At 39.5% G+C, this 3,056-nt stretch carries 3 protein-coding genes; all 3 read left to right on the top strand.

Annotated features, from left to right (window positions below):
• Positions 1-305 (top strand): 30S ribosomal protein S12 (rpsL, locus tag Q0410_RS00755; protein WP_299031733.1); only part of this gene is annotated, 305 nt, incomplete at its 5' end.
• Positions 306-426: 121 nt separating this feature from the next.
• Positions 427-897: a 30S ribosomal protein S7 gene (gene rpsG / locus Q0410_RS00750; RefSeq protein WP_299031730.1), complete on the top strand. Its 471-nt coding sequence runs from the start codon at positions 427-429 to the stop codon at positions 895-897.
• A 14-nt stretch (positions 898-911) separates the two neighbouring features.
• Complete coding sequence (fusA, locus tag Q0410_RS00745; protein ID WP_299031728.1) at positions 912-2,984, top strand: elongation factor G; 2,073 nt, start codon at positions 912-914, stop codon at positions 2,982-2,984.
• Positions 2,985-3,056 lie beyond the last annotated feature (72 nt).

Here is a 3,056-nt window from a genome sequence, read left to right as displayed (position 1 = left end):
TAACTCCAAACCAATCACCACAAAAACGTGGAGTTTGTACATCAGTTAGAACAGTTACACCTAGAAAGCCAAACTCAGCTTTAAGAAAGATCGCAAGAGTTCGTCTTACAAATGGAGCTGAAGTGCTTTCTTACATTCCAGGAATTGGACACAACCTTCAAGAACACAGTGTTGTACTAATTAGAGGTGGTAGGGTAAAAGACCTTCCAGGTGTTAGATACCACATCATCAGAGGTACACTAGATACAGCAGGAGTTGAAGGAAGAAAACAAGGTAGATCTAAATACGGAGCAAAAAGAGGCTAGTAATTAGTTAAATAAGTGCATAATGTGCCTATTAATATAAAAATAAGGTATATGTGCACACTTTGCGATTTTGATCGAGTACTAAAGAATTTACACATAATTGGTAAAGGAGGGAAGAAAAGTGTCAAGAAAAGGACATATACCAAAAAGAGAGGTAATGCCTGATGCTAAGTATAACGATAGAGTTGTAACAAAGCTTATCAACAACGTTATGCTAGACGGCAAAAAAGGCCTTGCTACAAGAATAGTTTATGAAGCTTTTGATATAGTAGAAGAAACCAAAGGCGAAGATGCTATTGAAGTTTTCCACCAAGCAATGGGAAACATAATGCCTACTCTAGAAGTTAAGGCAAGAAGAATCGGTGGTGCAAACTACCAAGTACCAATGGAAGTTAGACCAGAAAGAAGACAAACACTAGCCCTAAGATGGCTTGTAAACTTCGCTCGTCAAAGAGGCGAAAAAACTATGGTTGAAAGACTTTCTAAAGAAATTCTCGATGCATCAAACAATGCGGGTGCCGCAGTAAGAAGAAAAGAAGAAATGCATAGGGCAGCAGAAGCTAACAAAGCTTTCGCGCACTTTAGATACTAAGGTTAGGGGGATAAATGCCTAGACAGGTAGCACTTAAAGATACCAGAAATATAGGAATCATGGCCCATATCGATGCTGGCAAGACAACTACCACCGAGAGGATGCTATACTATACTGGTAAAATTTATAAAATAGGAGATACCCACGATGGTACAGCAGTCATGGACTCCATGGACCAAGAAAAAGAACGTGGTATCACAATAGGATCTGCTGCAACAACAGCATTCTGGAAAAACCATAGAATCAATATCATCGATACACCAGGCCACGTTGACTTTACTGTAGAGGTTGAAAGATCTCTAAGAGTACTAGACTCAGCTGTAGCCCTATTCGATGCTAAAAGTGGTGTAGAACCACAATCAGAAACTGTTTGGAGACAAGCTGACAAATATAATATCCCAAGAATTTGTTTCATCAACAAAATGGATGCTACAGGTGCAGACTACTTCATGGCAGTAGACACAATCAAAGATAAGCTAAAAGCAAACGTAGTTCCACTAGAAATTCCAATAGGAGCTGAGCAAAACTTTGAAGGTGCAGTAGACCTTGTAACAATGAAAGCAGTAACATACTCTTCTGAAGACCTTGGAGCACATCCAAAAGAATCTGAAATACCAGAAGAACTTCTTGACCAAGCAGAAGAATACAGAAATAACCTACTAGAAGAATTATCAGAGGTAGATGATACTATCATGATGAAATACCTAGAAGGTGAAGATGTAAGAGAAGAAGAAATGAAAACTGCTATAAGAAAAGCAACAATTCAAAGAAAAATATTCCCATGTCTATTAGGTTCAGCCTACAAAAACAAGGGAGTACAACCACTACTAGATGCGGTAATCGACTACATGCCAAGCCCAGTAGATGTACCAGCTATTGAAGGTGTTGATCCAAAAGATCCAGAAGTGACACTAGAAAGACACCCTGGAGATGATGAACCAGCAGCAGCATTAGCATTTAAGGTAGTAACTGACCCATATGTAGGTAAGCTAATCTACGCAAGAATCTACTCAGGAACAATTGAATCAGGTTCTTACATCTACAACGCAACAAAAGGCAAGAGAGAAAGAGTTGGACGTATCATGCAAATGCACTCTGATAAGCAAGAAGAAATCCCAGTAGGTTATGCTGGAGATATCGTTGCTCTATTAGGTCTTAAAAATACAACAACAGGGGACTCTCTATGTGATCAAGATCATCAAATTATCCTTGAACAAATGGAATTCCCAGACCCAGTAATCTCTGTAGCAATCGAACCAAAAACAAGAGCATCTCAAGATAAGATGATTATTGGTCTTCAAAAACTTGCAGAAGAAGATCCAACCTTCCAAACAAGATCAGATGAAGAAACAGGTCAAACAATCATCTCAGGAATGGGTGAGCTTCACCTTGAAATTATCGTAGATAGACTACTAAGAGAATTCAAAGTAGAAGCAAACATCGGTAACCCACAAGTAGCTTACAGAGAATCAATCACTAAAGAAGCTGAAGCTCAAGGTAAGTTCGTAAGACAATCAGGTGGTTCAGGTCAATACGGTGATGTTATGCTTAGAGTTGAACCAGGCGAAGAAGGATCAGGAATCACATTCGAATCCAAAATCGTTGGTGGTGCAGTTCCAAAAGAATACATCAGACCAGTTGAAGAAGGTGTTAGGGAAGCAGCTGCAGCTGGTATCCTTGGTGGTTACCCAATGGTAGACCTACACGTAACACTATTCGACGGATCTTACCACGAAGTCGACTCATCAGAAGTTGCCTTCCACGTAGCAGGAAGCATGGGCTTTAAAAACGCAGTTGAAAAAGCAGGCCCAGTTCTACTAGAACCAATCGAAAAAGTTGAAATAACTACTCCAGACGAGTATCTTGGAGATGTAATGGGTGACGTATCATCAAGAAGAGGAAAGATAGACGGTATGAATCCAAAAGACGGAATCCACGTCCTAGACGCATTCATTCCACTATCAGAAATGTTCGGATACGCAACTGACCTAAGAAGTAAGACTCAAGGTAGGGCAACCTACGCAATGGGATTTGACCATTACGCAGAAGTTCCAGCATCAGTAAGAGACGAAGTAATTAATAAATAATAAATAGGAGAAATAATATGAGTAAACAATCATTTGAAAGAAGTAAACCACATATTAATATTGGTACTATCG

The sequence above is a fragment of the uncultured Anaerococcus sp. genome (assembly GCF_937934665.1).
Taxonomy (GTDB): domain Bacteria; phylum Bacillota; class Clostridia; order Tissierellales; family Peptoniphilaceae; genus Anaerococcus.
The sequence above is the reverse complement of the archived record's forward strand: the minus strand, read 5'-3'. Positions and strand labels throughout refer to the sequence as shown.